Annotated in this window: 23 protein-coding genes; 20 read left to right on the top strand and 3 right to left on the bottom strand. The window is 26.7% G+C overall.

The genetic code is table 11. The features are described from left to right. Nucleotides 1-4: 4 nt before the first annotated feature. The 11 genes from purE (at nucleotide 5) to rimM (ending at nucleotide 7653) form a co-directional block, all read left to right on the top strand. On the top strand, nucleotides 5-499 hold the full coding sequence (gene purE, locus ADFLV_RS12700) for a 5-(carboxyamino)imidazole ribonucleotide mutase (protein WP_014475119.1): 495 nt from the start codon (nucleotides 5-7) through the stop codon (nucleotides 497-499). Beyond that, nucleotides 499-729, top strand: a complete 231-nt coding sequence (locus ADFLV_RS12695) for a glutaredoxin domain-containing protein (protein ID WP_014475118.1) — start codon at nucleotides 499-501, stop codon at nucleotides 727-729. The genes purE and ADFLV_RS12695 overlap by 1 nt, the downstream gene beginning before the upstream one ends. Next, nucleotides 730-1668, top strand: coding sequence for a glycine--tRNA ligase subunit alpha (gene glyQ / locus ADFLV_RS12690; protein ID WP_014475117.1), 939 nt, complete (start codon nucleotides 730-732; stop codon nucleotides 1666-1668). Continuing rightward, complete coding sequence (locus tag ADFLV_RS12685) at nucleotides 1669-2424, top strand: Nif3-like dinuclear metal center hexameric protein (protein WP_014475116.1); 756 nt, start codon at nucleotides 1669-1671, stop codon at nucleotides 2422-2424. Continuing rightward, nucleotides 2417-3136, top strand: a complete 720-nt coding sequence (locus tag ADFLV_RS12680) for a zinc ribbon domain-containing protein (RefSeq protein ID WP_129011655.1) — start codon at nucleotides 2417-2419, stop codon at nucleotides 3134-3136. Before ADFLV_RS12685 ends, ADFLV_RS12680 begins: the two co-directional genes overlap by 8 nt. Beyond that, nucleotides 3136-4287 carry a lipid IV(A) 3-deoxy-D-manno-octulosonic acid transferase gene (waaA, locus tag ADFLV_RS12675; RefSeq protein WP_102043415.1) on the top strand — a complete coding sequence of 384 codons (1152 nt, stop codon included), beginning with the start codon at nucleotides 3136-3138 and terminating at the stop codon, nucleotides 4285-4287. Before ADFLV_RS12680 ends, waaA begins: the two co-directional genes overlap by 1 nt. Further along, nucleotides 4278-5033: a pseudouridine synthase family protein gene (locus tag ADFLV_RS12670; RefSeq protein WP_129011656.1), complete on the top strand. Its 756-nt coding sequence runs from the start codon at nucleotides 4278-4280 to the stop codon at nucleotides 5031-5033. Before waaA ends, ADFLV_RS12670 begins: the two co-directional genes overlap by 10 nt. A gap of 153 nt (nucleotides 5034-5186) precedes the next feature. Then, a complete protein-coding gene (gene ffh / locus ADFLV_RS12665; protein ID WP_129011657.1) occupies nucleotides 5187-6539 on the top strand; it encodes a signal recognition particle protein in 1353 nt (450 codons plus the stop codon). Nucleotides 6540-6626: 87 nt separating this feature from the next. Further along, nucleotides 6627-6854, top strand: a complete 228-nt coding sequence (gene rpsP / locus ADFLV_RS12660) for a 30S ribosomal protein S16 (protein ID WP_004511333.1) — start codon at nucleotides 6627-6629, stop codon at nucleotides 6852-6854. A gap of 18 nt (nucleotides 6855-6872) precedes the next feature. Next, nucleotides 6873-7112 (top strand): KH domain-containing protein, encoded by a 240-nt coding sequence (locus tag ADFLV_RS12655; protein ID WP_014475111.1) that lies wholly within the window; start codon nucleotides 6873-6875, stop codon nucleotides 7110-7112. A 4-nt stretch (nucleotides 7113-7116) separates the two neighbouring features. Continuing rightward, on the top strand, nucleotides 7117-7653 hold the full coding sequence (gene rimM, locus ADFLV_RS12650; RefSeq protein ID WP_014475110.1) for a ribosome maturation factor RimM: 537 nt from the start codon (nucleotides 7117-7119) through the stop codon (nucleotides 7651-7653). 6 nt (nucleotides 7654-7659) lie between these two features. Here rimM and ADFLV_RS12645 read toward each other — a convergent pair whose 3' ends face one another. Genes ADFLV_RS12645 through flgG form a run of 3 tightly spaced genes read right to left on the bottom strand, consistent with a single transcriptional unit; the run spans nucleotide 7660 to nucleotide 9858 of the window. After that, on the bottom strand, nucleotides 7660-8661 hold the full coding sequence (locus tag ADFLV_RS12645) for a hypothetical protein (protein ID WP_129011658.1): 1002 nt from the start codon (nucleotides 8659-8661) through the stop codon (nucleotides 7660-7662). 5 nt (nucleotides 8662-8666) lie between these two features. Further along, nucleotides 8667-9047: a hypothetical protein gene (locus ADFLV_RS12640; RefSeq protein ID WP_129011659.1), complete on the bottom strand. Its 381-nt coding sequence runs from the start codon at nucleotides 9045-9047 to the stop codon at nucleotides 8667-8669. 22 nt (nucleotides 9048-9069) lie between these two features. Continuing rightward, nucleotides 9070-9858 carry a flagellar basal-body rod protein FlgG gene (gene flgG, locus ADFLV_RS12635; protein WP_014475107.1) on the bottom strand — a complete coding sequence of 263 codons (789 nt, stop codon included), beginning with the start codon at nucleotides 9856-9858 and terminating at the stop codon, nucleotides 9070-9072. 162 nt (nucleotides 9859-10020) lie between these two features. On the opposite strand from flgG, the gene ADFLV_RS12630 reads away from it, so the two are divergent. From ADFLV_RS12630 to ADFLV_RS12590, 9 genes are all read left to right on the top strand, one after another. Then, on the top strand, nucleotides 10021-10392 hold the full coding sequence (locus ADFLV_RS12630) for a response regulator (protein ID WP_014475106.1): 372 nt from the start codon (nucleotides 10021-10023) through the stop codon (nucleotides 10390-10392). Nucleotides 10393-10406: 14 nt separating this feature from the next. Continuing rightward, nucleotides 10407-11354: a hypothetical protein gene (locus ADFLV_RS12625; RefSeq protein ID WP_129011660.1), complete on the top strand. Its 948-nt coding sequence runs from the start codon at nucleotides 10407-10409 to the stop codon at nucleotides 11352-11354. An 18-nt stretch (nucleotides 11355-11372) separates the two neighbouring features. Then, nucleotides 11373-12092, top strand: coding sequence for a flagellar hook-basal body protein (locus ADFLV_RS12620; protein ID WP_014475104.1), 720 nt, complete (start codon nucleotides 11373-11375; stop codon nucleotides 12090-12092). Continuing rightward, nucleotides 12092-12499, top strand: coding sequence for a flagellar basal body rod protein FlgB (gene flgB / locus ADFLV_RS12615; protein WP_014475103.1), 408 nt, complete (start codon nucleotides 12092-12094; stop codon nucleotides 12497-12499). Before ADFLV_RS12620 ends, flgB begins: the two co-directional genes overlap by 1 nt. Nucleotides 12500-12515: 16 nt before the next feature. Beyond that, nucleotides 12516-14234 carry a flagellar basal-body MS-ring/collar protein FliF gene (fliF, locus tag ADFLV_RS12610; protein ID WP_129011661.1) on the top strand — a complete coding sequence of 573 codons (1719 nt, stop codon included), beginning with the start codon at nucleotides 12516-12518 and terminating at the stop codon, nucleotides 14232-14234. 10 nt (nucleotides 14235-14244) lie between these two features. Next, entirely contained in the window at nucleotides 14245-15249 is a 1005-nt protein-coding gene (gene fliG / locus ADFLV_RS12605) for a flagellar motor switch protein FliG (protein WP_014475101.1), read from the top strand. Then, on the top strand, nucleotides 15249-15908 hold the full coding sequence (locus tag ADFLV_RS12600; protein ID WP_014475100.1) for a FliH/SctL family protein: 660 nt from the start codon (nucleotides 15249-15251) through the stop codon (nucleotides 15906-15908). Before fliG ends, ADFLV_RS12600 begins: the two co-directional genes overlap by 1 nt. A 75-nt stretch (nucleotides 15909-15983) precedes the next feature. Next, complete coding sequence (locus ADFLV_RS12595) at nucleotides 15984-16271, top strand: FliM/FliN family flagellar motor switch protein (RefSeq protein ID WP_014475099.1); 288 nt, start codon at nucleotides 15984-15986, stop codon at nucleotides 16269-16271. Between the two features lie 9 nt (nucleotides 16272-16280). Beyond that, nucleotides 16281-16961, top strand: a complete 681-nt coding sequence (locus ADFLV_RS12590; protein WP_129011662.1) for a flagellar hook assembly protein FlgD — start codon at nucleotides 16281-16283, stop codon at nucleotides 16959-16961. Nucleotides 16962-16966: the final 5 nt, after the last annotated feature.

Here is a 16966-nt window from a genome sequence, read left to right as displayed (position 1 = left end):
AATAATGAATTTTATCTCAATATTAATGGGTAGTAAATCAGATTATGAAATTATGAAACACTGTGCTGATACTTTTGAAAAATTTAATGTAAAATATGAATTAGTTGTGTCTTCAGCTCACAGAAGTCCAGAAAGAACAAAAAATTATATTAAAGAAGCAGAAGAAAAAGGTGCAGTTGCATTTATTGCTGCTGCTGGAATGGCGGCACATTTAGCTGGTGCAGTTGCTGCAACTACTACAAAACCAGTTATTGGAGTTCCTATGAAAGGTGGAGCTATGGATGGTATGGATGCTATGCTTTCTACTGTTCAAATGCCAGCTGGAATGCCTGTTGGGACAGTTGCATTAGGAAGAAGTGGAGCTGTTAATGCTGCATATTTAGCAATGCAAATTCTAGCAATTACAGATAAAGAATTATCTACTAAATTGAAAGAAGATAGAATAGTTCAATCTAAAAAAGTTGAAAGTGATTCTAAAGACGTTGAAGTAATTTTATAATGAAGCCAATCGCACTATTTACCCTACCAAATTGTAAATGGTGCGAAGAAGCAAAATTTTATTTCAAAAGCAAAAAACTAAAATATAACCTTATAGATTTATCTAAAAATAAACAAGCATTACAAGATTGTCAAAAACATTGTTCTGGTGCTCCCGTAATTTTGATAGGAAATAGATGGATTTGTGGTTTTGACAAAAATAAAATAAATAAAGAGTTAGGAATTAAATAGATGATTACATTTTCACAAATGCTATTAAAATTACAAGAGTTTTGGGCAAAACAAGGTTGTAATATTGTTCAGCCTTATGATATTCCTGCGGGAGCTGGAACTTTTCATCCAGCTACACTTTTAAGAAGTTTAGATTCAACACCTTGGAGTACAGCATATGTAGCACCAAGTAGAAGACCAACTGATGGAAGATATGGAGAAAATCCAAATAGATTAGGTGCTTATTATCAATTTCAAGTTTTAATAAAACCAAGTCCAGATAATATTCAAGATTTATATTTACAGTCTTTGGAATTTTTAGGTTTAGATGTTTCAAGACACGATATAAGATTTGTGGAAGATAACTGGGAATCTCCAACACTTGGAGCTTGGGGACTTGGATGGGAAGTTTGGCTTGATGGTATGGAAGTAACTCAATTTACATATTTTCAACAAGTTGGAGGATTAGCATGTGATCCTGTTGCAGTTGAAATTACATATGGAACAGAAAGACTTGCTATGTATTTACAAGGTGTTGATTCTGTATTTGATATAGTATGGAATGAAAATGAATATGGAAAAACAACTTATGCTGATGTTCATAAAGAGGGTGAGTATGAGTTTTCAAAATATAATTTTGAAGTAGCAAATACAGAAATGTTATTCAGACATTTTGATGATGCATTTAATGAATGTAAAGCTTGTTTAAGTGCAGAATTGCCACTTCCTGCTTATGACCAGTGTATGATTGCTTCACATGCATTTAATACACTTGATGCAAGAAAAGCAATTTCTGTAACTGAAAGACAAAATTATATTTTAAAGGTGCGAGAATTAGCTCAAGGGTGTGCAGTTTTATATAAAGAACAAGAAGTTCAAAGATTAAAAAAAGTTAATAGTATTGCAGCTAAAAAAGCTTTAGAAAATTTAGAAAAAACTAATCCAGAGTTATTTGTATAAATGAAACTTAAAGAAATATATGATGTATTAAATGAAATTTCTCCTTTTGAATTACAAGAAAAATGGGATAACTCAGGTTTACTTGTTGGTTCAAAAGATGATGAAATTGAAAATATTTATATAAGTATAGATTTAGATGAAGAATTAGTATCTAATATAAAAGAAAAATCTTTAGTTATTACTCACCATCCGTTGATATTTTCTGGAATAAAAAGAGTAAATTATGATACTTATAGTACAAAAATTTTAAGAGAACTTATAAAAAAAGATATTTCTTTAATATCTATGCATACAAATATAGATAAAACACATTTAAATAAATATGTTGTAGAACATATTTTAGGATTTAAAATAAAAAATTCATTAGAGTTTATATCTTATTGTGATGTAAATATGAATTTTGATGAGTTAATAAAAATTGTATCGTATAAATTAGGTTTGAAAATTACAAAAGCAGTAAAATGTAAAGATTTTATAGAAAAGATAGCGATAGTAACGGGTTCAGCTATGTCTTTACTTGATGAAGTTGATGCTGATTGTTTTTTAACAGGAGATATAAAATATCATGATGCAATGGAAGCAAAAGCAAGAAATATCTCTTTAATAGATATAAGACATTATGAAAGTGAAAAGTATTTCAATGTTTTACTTGAGGGACTTCTTTCAGAATATTTGAAAAAAAATAAATTAAAAGCTATAATAACAGCTTCAAAAAATCCATTTGAGTTTTTTATAGAAGGAGAAACGGTTGAATAAGTATTTACAGGATTTAATCAAATTATCAAAATTTGATACAGCAATTAGTATGTTTGAACCAAAAATTGAGAATGAAAAGGCAAAATTAGCAACTTTTGTTGAAACAGCAGCATCAATTAAGGCATCAATTAACTCGATTTATTTAGAAATTGATGATGTAAAATCAAAAAGAACAAAAAACAATATTCATTTAGGTGAATTAAAAACTAAACTTGAGAACATTGCAAAAAAAAATAAAGATGTTCATAATGAAAAAGAGTTAAAAGCTTTACAGTTAGAAGAAGAAATTGCAAAAGAACAAATATCATTTGCAAATGAAGAGATTGAAAGACTTGATAATCTAGCAGTTTCAAAAGAAGAAAACTTAAAAGAATTACAAGAAAAATTAGCAGCTGAAGAGAATGATATAAAAGAAATTCAAGTTGCAGTTGATAATACAATTGAAGAAATTAATAAAGATAGAAATGTTGTTTATCAACAAAGAAGTGAATTATTAGAACAATTTGATAATAAAATTTTAACTTTCTATGAAAAAATTAAAAGATGGGCAAAAGATTCTGCTGTTGTTCCTGTAAAAAAACAAGCATGTTATGGATGTTTTATGAAAATTAATGATAAAACTTATGCTGAAGTTATTAAAGCAGAAGAAATTGTTAATTGTCCACATTGTGGAAGAATTCTTTATAAAGAAGATGAAGAACAAGAGGCTTAATTTTGAGCCTTTTTAGTATATTTTATTACTTATTACTAAGTATTATTTATATACTTGCAATTCCTTATTTAATATTTAAATCAAGAAATACTAAATACAAAAAAGCAATTCCTGCAAAATTTTTTTTAATAGAAAATAGTAGATTCAAAGAAAATGGAATTTGGTTTCACTCTTGTTCTATGGGTGAAACTAAAGCTATTAAACCTTTAATTGAAAACTATAAAGAAAATGCTAATATCTCTGTAATAACTAATACTGGATATGCAGAGGCAAAAACAATCACTTCAAATGTAAGGTATCTTCCCTTTGAAATTTTTTTACCTTTTTGGATTAATAAACAAAAAGTTTTAGTTGTAATGGAAGCCGAACTTTGGTATATGTTATTTTTATTTGCAAAAAAAAGAGGTGCAAAAACTTTTTTAATAAATGCAAGAATTTCTGATAAATCATATAAATCATATAAAAGATTTAGTTTTTTTTATAAAAAAATATTTGATAATATTGATAAAGTTTTTGCACAAAGTGTTGAAGATAAAAAGAGATTAGAAGAATTAGGTGCAAAAAATATAGAAGTAATTGGAAATATCAAACTTGCCCAATTACCTCAAAAAAGATTTAATTTTGAAAAGCCTAAAAGTATAGTAATCACAGCAGCAAGTACTCATGAAAATGAAGAAAAATTAATACTTGATTCTTATGATAAAAAGTTTGGAAAGTTATTGATAGTTCCTCGCCATCCAGAAAGATTTGAAAAAGTTAATTTACTAATTGAAGAGTTTAGAAAAAATAAAAATCTTTCATATCACCGATATAGTAAAAAAGAGAATTTTGATTCTGATATAATATTGGTTGACAAAATGGGTATATTAAATGATATTTATGCAATATCTGATGTGGTTATTTTAGGTGGAGCATTTGAAAAAATAGGTGGACATAATCCTATTGAACCTGCTTATTTTAATTGTAAGTTAATTAGTGGGAAAAATATATTTAACCAAAAATCTCTTTTTGAGTGTATTAAAAATTATTACTTAATTGAGAAAAATGAAATAAGTGATTATTTAGAAAAAATTGATGTGTTAGAAAAACCAATTCTAACAAAAGCAGGTTCAATAGAACCTATTATAAAGGAGATAAATAAGTGGCTGTAACATATGAAAAAGCTTATAAACTTTTAGCCTTACAAGAAAAGATATCAAATTCAAAAGCAAAAGAATTGATAGATATGGGTGTCGTTAAAGTTGGTGACAAAAAAGTTTTAATTGCTAGGGGAGAAATTAGAAGTGACACTAAATTTTCGATAAAAGAAATAAATAAAATAAAAGTAATATTTGAAGATAATGATATTTTAGTTGTTGATAAACCTGCATTTTTAACAGCTGATGATGTTGCTAAAAAATATGAAGGTGCAATATTATTAAATAGACTTGATAAAGAAACAAGTGGTGTTATGATGTTTGCAAAAAATGAAGAATTTCAAAAAAAAGCTATAAAAGAATTCCAAGCAAATAGAGTATATAAAGAGTATGTAGCTATTGTTGAAGGAAAAGTTGTTGAGGAAATTGAAATTGATAAACCAATTTTAACAACAAAAGATAGAGGAATGGCTAAATCTAAAATAGATACAAAAAGAGGAAAACCTGCAAAAAGTACAGTTTATCCACTTTTAGTCGAAGGTAATAAATCAAAAATAAAAATTGTTATTGAATCAGGAAGAACACATCAAATTAGAGTTCATTTAAATTCAGTTGGTTTACCAATAATTGGTGATGCAATTTATGGACGAACTTCATCTAATGTAAATAGAGTTTTACTACATTCTAAAATTACTAAAATATTTGATTATGTTTTTGAATCAAAAGAACCAAAAGAATTTAAAGTGTATGATTTTAATTAAATATTAAGCTTTGTAAAATAAAAAGTCCCTATTTTAAGGGGCTTCTCGAAAATAAAAAACTAAAAAAAAACTTAAATAACTGTATCGTTTAAACTAAATTAAAGTAAAACTTTTGTATTATCTCAAACTTTAAATAAATGTGGAGAAAATATTTTGTTTGATTCAATAACAGGTTCAATACGAAACGCAGTAAATAAAATAAGACATCAAGATGATGTTGCAGCTTTAACTAAAGCAACATCAGAGTTAAAAAAAGCTTTATTAAAAGCTGATGTTCATCATAAAACTACAAAAGAACTTATAACTGCAATTGAATTACAAACAAAAAATGCAGGTATAGGGCAAGATTCTTTTTTAAGATCTCTAAAAAGTGAATTAACAAACTTATTAACTACTTCTGGAAATCAAGGTTTTGTTTTTTCTTCTACTCCTCCAACAATAGTTTTAATGACTGGACTTCAAGGTTCGGGTAAAACTACAACAACAGGTAAATTAGCAAATTATTTGAAAACTAGAAAGAAAAAAGTTTTAGTAGCAGCTTGTGATTTACAAAGATTAGCAGCGGTTGAGCAATTAAAACAAATTGCAGCTCAAATTGATGTTGATATCTATTTTGATGATAATCAAACTGATCCAATTAAAATTGCACTAGCAGCAAAAGAGAAAGCTATAAAAGAACATTATGATGTTCTTTTGGTTGATACAGCTGGACGACTTGCAATTGACGAAGAATTAATGCTTCAATTAAAAGAGATTAAAAATGCAATAAATCCAAATGAAATTTTTTATGTAGCAGATGCTTTAACAGGACATGATGCAACAAAAACTGCAACAACTTTTAAAGAAAAAATTGGAATAGATGGTGTTATTTTATCAAAGTATGATGGTGATACAAAAGGTGGAGTAGCTTTATCAATTGCACATCAAGTAGAAGTGCCATTAAGATTTATTGGTATTGGTGAAAAAATGCCAGATTTGGAAGTATTTATTCCAGATAGAATTGTTTCAAGATTATTAGGGCTTGGTGATATTGAAGGACTTGCTGAAAAAACATCTGCAATTATTGATGAGAAAAAAGCTAAAGAAGTTAGTAAAAAAATAAAAAAAGGTCAATTTAATTTTAATGACTTTTTAGATCAACTTTCAATGATGAGTAAATTAGGTTCAATGAAATCTATTATTGGTATGATTCCTGGACTTTCTGCTATGGCTGGGCCATTGAAAGATATGGATTTTGAGAATTCAGCTGAAATAAAAAGAATTAAAGCATTAATTGGTTCAATGACTCCTAAAGAAAGAGAAAATCCAGATTTGATGAATCCTAGTAGAAAAAGAAGAATAGCTATTGGTTCAGGGGTATCTGAAATTCAAATTAATAAAATTCTAAAACAATTTAAAAATGCTTCAAAAATGGCAAAACAACTTTCTACTAAAGGTGGAATGAAAGGTTTACAAAATATGTTGTCTCAAATGGGACCTGGTGGAATGCCTAAAATTCCAAGATAAAAATATAAATAGTATTGAGCTGTGAACTTATCTTTTTAAAGAAGGAGTTTAGAATTCAATACTATAACTTAAAAAAGGAAAGAAAATATGACAGTAATTAGATTAACAAGAATGGGAAGAAACAAAAAACCATTTTATAGAATCGTTGTAACAGATTCAAGAAAAAGAAGAGATTCAGGATGGATTGAATCAATTGGTTATTTTAACCCAGTTGTTGAACCAAAAGTATTAAAAATTGATGAAGAAAGATATAACTATTGGTTAAGTGTTGGTGCTAAACCATCTGAAAAAGTTAAAAAATTAGCTTCTAAATAATTTTAAATAGAAAATAAAATGATTACTAAATTTATAGAAAATTATGCAAAACTAATTGTTGGTGTGCCTGAAGATGTTACTGTAACAAAAGAGTTAATTGATGAAAATTTTGCTGAAATTACAATCACTGTAAATAGTGTTGATATTGGTAAACTTATTGGAAAAAATGGTAATATGATTAATGCTTTAAAAACTATGGCAAATGGTTGTAAAGCAAAAGATGGTATATCATATAAAATACAAGTAGTAGTAAAATAAATCTATGAATAATAGTAATAATATATATGTTGCTAAACTTGGGAAAGCAGTAGGATTACAAGGTCATTTAAGGCTTTTTATAGATTCTGATTTCCCAGAGCAATTTAAAAAAGGTGCTGTGTTTAGTACAAATAGAAATCTTCAATTAAAAATATTGGAATATAACGCTTCAAGAGAACTTGTAAAATTTGAAAATTATGAGGATATTGATAGTGCAAAAAAACTCACAAATCAAGAACTTTATTCAACTATTGAACAAACAAAAGAAAATTGTAAATTAGCAAAAAATGAATTTTTTTGGTTTGATTTAATCTCATGCAATGTTTTTGAAAATGATATTAAATTAGGTACAGTTAAAGAGGTACATAGATATCCATTAAATGATTATTTGGAAATAATTACAGATATTGAACTTGTTAATAAAGGCTTTCCAAAAGTTTTTTTAATACCTCATATATTTGATAAATTTATATTAAATATTGATATAGAAAACAAAATAATTAGAGTAAATAATTCATTTGATATTTTAGAAAATTCTTAAGATTATTTAATAGTTACATCTTCTATCAAATTCCTCTTTAGTAAATTCTAATTCATAAGCTTGTTCAAAATTATTATCAATTAATTTATCCAATAAATCTTTTCTCTCTGATTCACTTTTAAATGGTCCATAATATAATTCTATTCTATTTTTGTCATCTCTACATAAGATAATGTTTGGATTAATTGAAGATACTTTATCTAAATATTTTTTATATAAAACACCTTTTATTTTTGCTACATTTATGAATTTCAAAAAAACATCTTCATTTGTAGTTTCTGTATTTGAACTTATACTTTTGTTTTCTTCTGTTTTAAATTCAATATTTGGATTATCAATTTGCTCTTGACTTTTAGGTATTTCATCTGTATTTTGGTTTTGTTTTATTAATAATTCTTCTTTTACTTTTAAAGCTTCTTGTTTTAAAGCTTCTAATTCGGCTTTTTCATTTTCAAGCTCAATTTTTTTCTTTTCTAAAGCATCTTTTTCTTTTAATAATGCTTCTTCTTGTATTTTTAATGCTTCTTCCTCTTTCTTTTTCTGTTCTTCAATTAATTTTTTTTCATTTTCAATTTTTTCTTGTTCTTCTGTTTTTTCTTGATTAAGATTCTTATTTGTTAAATAAGATAGCTGTTCATTAAGTTTTTTTGAATTAATATCTTTAAAATCAAATTTATATTCTTCTTCCTTAGGCATCTGCTCAGAAACAGAAGTATTGTTGTTTTGCTGAATCTCTTTTTCTTTTGGTTTAAAAAAGCCCATAAAATATAGAATTGCTCCCACAATAATTAATAAGATTAAAAGAATTATAACACCTAATAAAATCTTTTTTAATGGATTCTTTTTCTCTTTTTTAATAAATTCTTCTTGTATCTCTTTTATGTTATTATTCGGTGATTCTTCATCATTTAGAGGAATATTTATTTGAGATTCATTTGTATCAAAAGAACTATCATTTGAAGTTGTTTCTGAACTGTCATTTTCTATAACTTTATTATCTTCAGGCATCTCTTTTACTCTTTATCAAGTTTATTTTGTTTTTCTTTTAATCTTTTATAATACTCTATTCTATAAGCTTTTAGTTCTTCTTTTTTTCTTTCTCTATATTCTTTATTGTATTCAAGTATTTTTTCTTTATTTTGCTCATAATATTCTTTTTTTAAATTTTTATATTCTTTTAATTTAGATATTATTGATTCTTTTCTATCATCAATATATTTTTTTTGCTCATGGGCAATTTCTTTTATTTTAGAAAAAAAATTTAAATTATTAAGTTCAGCTTCATAATCTATCTCTTTTTTAGCAATTTTACTTTTTAAGTAATACGCTTTTTTTTTCTTTTTATGAGCTAAAAAATTTTCTTTTCTAAGTTTTTTTAATTCTTCTAAGGTCATATATTAATACAAACTAACTAAATTAATTTTTTAATCTATTTACCGTATCAAGCATACTATCTGCTGTAGTAATTGCTTTAGAATTTGCTTCATAAGCACGTTGTGCTGTAATTAAATCAACCATTTCATTTACTAATTTTACATTAGAAGTTTCAATCATACCTTGTTGTACACTTCCAAATTGATCAGTTGTTGGATTACCTTCAAGCACATCTCCTGATGCGGCACTTTGCATATATAAAGATTCACCAAGAGGAACTAATCCGGCTGGATTTATAAAATCAGCAAGAGTTATTTGTCCTAAATCAACAGTATCATTTGTTTGTGCATCTTTTGCTGTAACTGTTCCATCCTTAGCAATTGTTACATCAGTAACATTATCAGGAATTACAATTTCAGGAGATAGTAAATAGCCATTTCCATTTACTATTGAACCCTCTTCATTTAATTTAAAATTACCATTTCTTGTATAGGCAGTTTCTCCACTAGGTAATGTTATTTGGAAGAAACCTTTTCCCTGTATAGCTAAATCAAGATCACCTGCTGTAGGTTTTAAATCACCTTCTGTAAAGTTTTTTTGTATGTTAGAGATTCTAACTCCAAGTCCAACATCAATACCTGTAGGATTTATTGTTGTTTGAGTTGTTTGTCCAGCGGTATAATTTAATGTTTCATACATTAAATCTTGAAATTCGGCTCTATCTTGCTTAAATCCAGTAGTATTAACATTTGCAATATTGTTAGATGTAACATCAATTTGATGTTGCATTGAATTCATTCCTGTAGCTGCTGTATAAAGTCCTCTAATCATAGAAAATCCTTTAGTTTTACTTATCTTTAATTATATTTTAAGAATAATTAAATTTAGATAAATTGTATAAATTATTTTTATAAATATTAAGTGTAAATTTAAAACAAATTATATATAATGCATATTTACTGAAAAGATTTATTTAATTATAAGGGATAGTTGATGAAGATTCTAATAGTTGATGATAGCTCTACAATGAGAAGAATCATTGGAAATGTAGTTATGCAATTAGGATTCGCTAGAGAAAATTTCGAAGAAGCTGAAGATGGATTAAAAGCTTGGAAATTACTTAGTGAAGCTCATTATGATGTTATACTAACAGACTGGAATATGCCAAATATGAACGGTTTAGAATTAGTAAAAAAAGTTAGATCTGAGGGAACACATCAGAAAACGCCAATAATAATGATTACAACAGAAGGTGGAAAAGGTGAGGTTATTGCTGCTTTAAAAGCAGGAGTTAATAATTATATCGTTAAGCCATTTAATGCAGAAGTTTTGAAAGAAAAACTTGATGGAGTATTGAAAAAATAATATAAGGTCTTATCATGAGTATGAGTCAAGAAGAGATAGAAGCTTTAATGAATGGTTTGGACATTGCAGATGATAATAGTGAATCTGAAGATGTAACTGAAACAGCAAAAGTGAATACTAAAGAAATTGAAGAATTATTATCTCAAACGGAAGATTTAAAAGAAGATATAAATACAGAAGAAGAAATATCTGTTTCAAAAATTGATGAAAATAATACTAATGAAAATGAAATTGATAGTTTTATAAAAAATAGTGAGTTAGAAGATTTACTAAATGATATTGAATCAAGCCCTTCGAAAGAAGAAGCAGTTGAAGAGATATTACCTATTGAAGATGAAGTAAAAACTGAACCTTTAGAAACAAAAAAAATTGAAAGATCAGAAGATGATATTGTGAAAGATTGGACTTCAACAAAAATAAATGAAGGAGTTTTTCCTTTGCCTGCTGAGAAAGATACAAAAGTTGTTAATCAGCTTACCCAAGTTGCTAATGATTCTGAAGAAAAAGTTTCTCAGATATTTGATGTTTTAAGTTTAACTTTAGATAACAATAATGAAATTAGAAAAAGTTTTAAAGAATATGAAAATTTTATAAATTCTCAAATAAATTTATTAACTTCTTTAAATAATAAATTTCCAAACATAAAAGTTTTTGATGGGTATTTACATAATGCAAATATAATGAACAGTTCATTAGTTAACTTAAAAAATTTATTAAATGAAGAAGATAATAAAATTTTTCAAGCAATGGAATTAATGCAATTTAATGATATAAATAGACAAAAAATCGAAAGAGTAATGTCTGTTATTAGAAAATTATCTTTATATCTAAACAATTTATTTGAAGATGATGGTAACTCTAAGGATATTGCTGTTGCCAAACATATTCATGGAGATGACACAGATGATTTAATAGGTGATGATTTAGATAAATTGATAGCTGAATTTTCAAACAATAAATAATAAAAGGGAGAATATAGTATGAATCAAGGTGTTTATCCTCTTGCTGCATCGATGATTAATCAAATTAATCGTTTAGATCAAATTAGTAATAATTTAGCAAATGTAAATACTTATGGATTTAAACAAGAAGGTACAACAGAGACAACTTTTAATTATTATTTAGAAAGAATGCAAGCTGAAAATAAAGCACCTACTAAAATAAATGAAGTAACAAATAACATTCCTAAAATTGATTCAAAATATATTAATTCAGAAATGGGGCCTATTGTTATGACTGGGAATACTTTAGATTTTGCTTTAAATGCATCTGATACATTTTTCAAAATTCAAAATTCAAATGGAGATATAGTTTATACAAGAGATGGTGCATTTAAGAATTTGGATAACTTTTTAGTTGATTCAAATGGAAATAATGTGTTAAATGCAGATAATGAACCTATTGTTATTGAAAATGGCTTTGAATCACAAGTTGGAGTTGTAAAAATCCCATATACTAATTTAGAAAAATTAGGAGATAATACTTATAAGATAAAAGATCAAAATGATATGGAAGTCTTTGAAAATAATGATAATATGGTTGTTCAAGGTGCAATAGAACAATCAAATGTAAATTCAGTTAGTGCAATGGTAGAATTAATTGATGCACATAGAAGATTTGAACAATCTCAAAAAGCAATAAAATCAATTGATGAATTAAATGCAGGCTTAATAGAAAAAATTGGGAGCAATACTAAATAATGGAAGCAAGTAGTATATCTAGCACACTTTTTAATCAGTTAAATTTTAGAGGAGAAAGACAGAAAGTTATTTCAAGTAATATTGCTAATATAAATACTCCAAATTATAAAACTAAAGATTTAGTATTTCAAGATGAATTAAATAATGCTTTATTTAATAATAGTTTACAGTTAAAACAAACAAACTCAAAACATTTGTCAACAGTAGATCCTTTATCAAATAATACAAATCCTAAATTGGTAAATGTTCAGGGATTAGAAGAACAAAATGATGGAAATAATGTAAATTTAGATAGCCAAATGAGTGAACAAGCCAAAAATAAAATTATATTCGATGCAATTCAATCATCAATAAAAAGAGATTCAAGATTATTTAGATCAGTGGTTGAATCTTCTGCAAAAAATTAATTAGGATAAGTATTTAATGGATCAACTTTTAAAGTTTATAAATAATTTAAATGCAGCACAAAGAGCTGTAATAATAGGAGGGTTTTCTCTATTATTTATTTTATTGGTTGGATTATTAATTTATTCTAGTGTAAAAGCAGAAGATAAGAAATTAAATTACACGATTGCATCAAACTTAACAAAATCGCAGGTTATGCTTGCTAGCGATGAACTTGAAGCTTCAGGAATTCAATTTGCTGTTGTTGGATCAGGAAATAATCTAACGTTAAAAACTTCAAAAGAGTTTATAAATATTGCAAAAATTAAATTAGTTACAAGTGAAGCGGCAACAAGTAAACATGTTGGTTGGGAAATATTTGAAAAATCATCTTTAGGTACAACAAATTTTGAGAATAAAGTAAAGTATCTAAGAGCACTTGAAGGTGAATTGTCTCGTTCTTTAGAATCGTTAACAGGTGTTTTACGAGCTAGTGTAAAAATAGCTATTCCAAAAGATACAATTTTTACTGAAAAAAAAGGTGACACGACAGCTTCAGCTATGTTATCATTAAAACCTGGCGTTTTTTTAACTCAAAAGCAAATAGATGGAATTAAAAATTTCATTGCATCAGCTGTTCCAGATTTGAAACATGAAAATATTCAATTAATTGATCAAGATGGAAGTTTACTTGAAATGTCAGCTGATGATATAAATAATCAAAAATCTACTACACAAAATAAATACAAAGAGAATTTAGAAGAAGATTATGCAAAGAAAATAGTTGCTCTTTTAGAACCATTTGTAGGAGTTGGTAGAGTTGTAGCTAAAGTTACTGTATCCTTAGATTTTGTAAAAAAAGATGTTGAAGAAGAGATATATAATCCAGAGGGAAGTATTCGTTCACAACAAGTGATAGAAAATACATCTAATTCTCAAGGAATGCCATCAAATACTGGAGGTGTTGCAGGTGTAGATAATAATATTCAAACACCTACAACTGGTACTGGTAACACAAATATAGCTTCAAATAACGAAGGAACAAATACTGTTACTAATTATGAAATCTCTAAAAAAGTTATTAGTCAAAAAGATAATAACTATACAAATATAAAAAGAATAACTGCAGCTGTTACATTTGATTCATCAGTTTTAAAAGATATTCCAAATAAAGATGAATTTATAACTTCTTTAGAATCTGTTGTTCAAGATACGATAGGTTATGATAAAGTAAGAGGAGACAAAATTACTGTTAAAAACTTTAAATTTATTGGTGTTAAACCATTGGATCAAGTTGCTCAAACAGTAGATGCAAATGGTAATGCAGTGGTAATTGATAATGAATCAGTAGATACAATTTCTATGATAAAGTCTATTCTGAAAGATTTTAGTGAATATATACAATATTTAATTGCTGCAATATTATTATTTATATTTTATAAGAAATTTATTGCTTCAAATGATATTGTAATTTTAGGTGATGGAACAAGACAAAAAGTTGATGGTGATGATGAAAATTTAGTTAAAGATATGTTAACTGATTATGAAAATGAATTTGATTCAAGTACTGCACAAGGACGATTAAAATCAAAAGTAAAAAGCCAAATATTAAATAATATTGAAGGTTTAGATGAAGAATCAGCTGCAAGATATGAAGTATTTATTGAAGAATTAGATAAAGAGATAAATAATAATCCTGCAGAAGTTGCAAGAATGATTGAGTTATTGTTGAATGAGGGTAATAGTAATTTTAAATAAAGGCTAAAGAATGGCAGAGACAAAAGAAAATGATATTCTAAGAGGAATGTCTATGATAGAAAAAGTTGCAAGATTCTTTGTCTTAATTGGTGAAGATTCAACTGTTAAAATTTTTCAACATTTACCAAAAGAAATGGTAGAAAATATTTCTACATCAATTACTCAAATATCATCAATAAATAAAGATATTTCTTTAGCAATATTAGAGGAATTTCATTTATATGCAAGAACTAAAAGTTTTATAAGTTCAGGTGGTTATGATTTTGCAAGAGATATTTTATATAAATCTTTAGGGAAAGCTGAAGCAGATGAAGTTTTAGCAAAACTTTCAAGAATGAAGCTAGCTTCACAAGCATTTTCATATCTTGATGGTATAAATCCAAAACAATTAAGTGATTTCATTAAAGATGAATCTCCTCATACAATAGCAGTAATTTTATCACATATGGAACCTTCAAAATCAGCTGAAGTTCTAATGCAACTTGATGAAGAAATAAGAGTAAAAGTAACTATCCAGATTGCAACTATAAAAGATGTATCTCCTGATGTTGTAAGAACAATTTCTTTAGTCTTAGAGAAAAAACTTGAATCTTTATTATCATCAATTATTGATGTAGGTGGAGTAAAAGTTGTGGCTGATATGTTAAATAAATTGGGACCAAAAGCTCAGGATATACTTAAAAATATAAATGGTATAGATACTTCACTTGCAACAAAAATTAAAGAAAACATGTTTGTATTTGAAGACTTATTAAATTTAGATACAGAATATATTATGAAAATTTTACAAAATGTAGAAACAGCAGATGTTGTAATTGCAATGAAGAATGCAACTGAAGATGAAATGGAAAAAGTTACAAATTCTATGTCTCAACGGGCTAGAGATAGATTTAAAGAAGAGTTTGAAATGTCAAATAAAGTTAAAATCAAAGATATTGAAGCCGCACAAAGAAAAATGTTAGATGTTGCTCAAAAAATGATTGAAGACGGATTAATTGATAGAGAGAATAACTAATGGCTGATAATGTATACTCAAGTGCAAGAATAATAAGTAAAAATGATGATGTTCAAAAATATGAATTGGGAAATTTTATTAACAATAATATTGAAACTAATACAGTAGGTAATTCTAATGCAATTTTGGATGATAGAGAAATAAATGGTAAAGTGGATCCTTTATTAATTGAAGTTAGAAATTTAAGTGCAAAATTAAATGAAATATCAGCAAAAGTTACAAATATAGAAAATGATGGAATTAAGGGCAAAGATATTGATGCACAAGTTGTTCAAGCAATAAAAGATCTAAAAAATTATGCTGCATTTTTCGAACAAGCAACTTTTCAAATGGAAACTAAATTATTGAAAACTTCTATTTCTATTGCACAAAAAATTATAAACATAGAAGTTGGAGAAAATTCAGCAAAAATTGCAAAACAAACAATAAATCATTTACTTGATAAAATAAAAACTGCATCAAAAGTACAAATACATCTAAACCCAAAAGATTATGAAATATTAAAATCACAATTAAATTTAGAACCTTTTATTGAGCTACATCAAGATCCAAATGTTATAGCAGGTGGAGTAGTAATTGCAAGTGATTTAGGAAATTTTGATGGGAATATTGAATCAAAAGTCGCTTCAATGTTAGAGTCCTTAGATTTAGTTATATAATTAAAATTGTTTGATTAATAAAAATAGTACAACTTTATGATATAATTTAGTAAAATAATTTGGTAAAGTATTTAAATGGAAATTAGTGAAAGAGATTATGATTTATTAGTAGATACTGAGATAGTTGTCGATGTGATGTTAGGCAATACGAATATAACTATTTCAGAATTTCTTAAATTGACTGATGGAGATATAATTTCTTTGCATAAACCAGCAGGTTCTGGTGGAGAAATATATGTAAATTCAAGAATCATAGGTACAGGTGATATAATAGTAATTGATGATAAATTAGCTGTTAGAGTTCAAGATTCTATGGATTCAGATAATGTTGTTAGATATTTCTTTGAAGAACATATGATATAGGAGAATAAAATGGCAGAAGTTTCAGTTAGTTCGGCAGTTGGAGTTGATGGTAATTCTTATACAACTTCAGTTAGTAATGATCAGTTGACAAGTAATGATTTTTTAAAATTAATGATACAAGAATTAAAATTACAAGATCCTACAAAACCTATGGATTCATCACAGATGTTATCTACTCAAATGCAAATGTCAACATTGAATACGAATCAAGAAATGATAAAAGCAATGCAAGAGATGCAAACTGCATATTCTCAAACTGCATTATCAAATGCTACAGGAATTATAGGTAAAAATATAGAAGATGGCAATATCGGAGAAGACGGTGTAACTAAAGCATATACTGTAAGATCAATTGAAAATGTAGATGGGGAAATACAAGTAAAAGCTCAACAAATTTTATATCTAGAAGATAAAGTTATTTTACAAGATCCAGCTGATTCTTCAAAAAATGAAGTAGTAAATTATAATATAAATGGTGAAATATTAGATGAAAATGGAGCAAAAACAGGGAATAAAATAGTTTTAACTGCTCCCGGAACACCTTTAGTTAGTGATGGAAAATTAACACTACTTGATGAAAATAATGAAATAATAGCTGAACATAACTATGCATTAGCTGGAGTTTCTACAGCAGTTTATTCGGATGAATTAACAAGTTTACCTTTTTCATCAATAACAAAAATATTTTAAGGATT

This window comes from Arcobacter defluvii, from assembly GCF_013201725.1.
Classification (GTDB): domain Bacteria; phylum Campylobacterota; class Campylobacteria; order Campylobacterales; family Arcobacteraceae; genus Aliarcobacter; species Aliarcobacter defluvii.
Note: the sequence above shows the minus strand (reverse complement) of the source record. Positions and strands in the feature narration are given on the sequence as shown.